The sequence below is a fragment of the Streptococcus oralis genome, from assembly GCF_001578945.1.
GTDB lineage: Bacteria > Bacillota > Bacilli > Lactobacillales > Streptococcaceae > Streptococcus > Streptococcus oralis_Q.
This window is the reverse complement of the sequence record NZ_KQ969551.1, coordinates 172711-173515: the sequence shown is the minus strand read 5'-3', so window position 1 is coordinate 173515 and position 805 is coordinate 172711. Positions and strand designations below refer to the sequence as shown.

General features: G+C 48.0%; 1 protein-coding gene. It reads right to left on the bottom strand.

Annotation, left to right across the window (positions count from 1 at the left end):
* A partial coding sequence (locus SORDD16_RS03530) for an ATP-binding cassette domain-containing protein (RefSeq protein ID WP_164966479.1) occupies positions 1-805 on the bottom strand: 805 nt, incomplete at both ends.

The following is an 805-nucleotide window of genomic DNA, read 5'->3' as shown; positions in this document are numbered from 1 at the left end:
GTTTGAGTTCGTCCTTGGCATCAACATCCAAGTGGTTAGTCGGCTCGTCCAGGACCAAAACGTTGTTTTCACGATTCATGAGAAGACAAAAGCGAACCTTGGCTTGTTCCCCTCCGGATAAGACCTGAATCTGGCTTTCGATATGCTTGGTAGTCAAGCCACAACGAGCTAGGGCTGCACGCACCTCTGCTTGATTGAGGGCTGGGAAGGCATTCCAGACAGCCTCTAGTGGTGTCTGACGGTTGCCACCTTCGACCTCCTGCTCGAAGTATCCAAGTTCCAGGTAGTCACCTCGCTCAACCTCCCCAACAATCGGTGGAATGATTCCCAAGAGACTTTTCAACAGAGTCGTCTTCCCGATCCCGTTTGCTCCGATAATAGCCACTTTTTGATTGCGTTCAAAAGTAAGGTTTAAAGGCTTGGTCAGAGGACGATCATAGCCAATCTGCAAGTCCTTGGCTTGGAAGATAAAGCGCCCTGGCGTACGAGCTGGTTTGAAATCAAAGGACGGCTTTGGCTTCTCACTTTGCAGTTCAATGATATCCATCTTATCCAATTTCTTTTGACGGGACATGGCCATATTACGCGTTGCGACACGGGCCTTGTTTCGTGCCACAAAGTCCTTGAGGTCTGCAATTTCCTTTTGCTGGCGTTCATAGGCCGCCTCCAGCTGAGACTTTTTCATAGCATAGACTTCTTGGAATTGATAGTAGTCACCAGAATAACGGATCAGTTGTTGATTTTCCACATGGTAGACGATATTGATTACGTCGTTGAGGAAAGGAATATCGTGCGAAATAAGGAC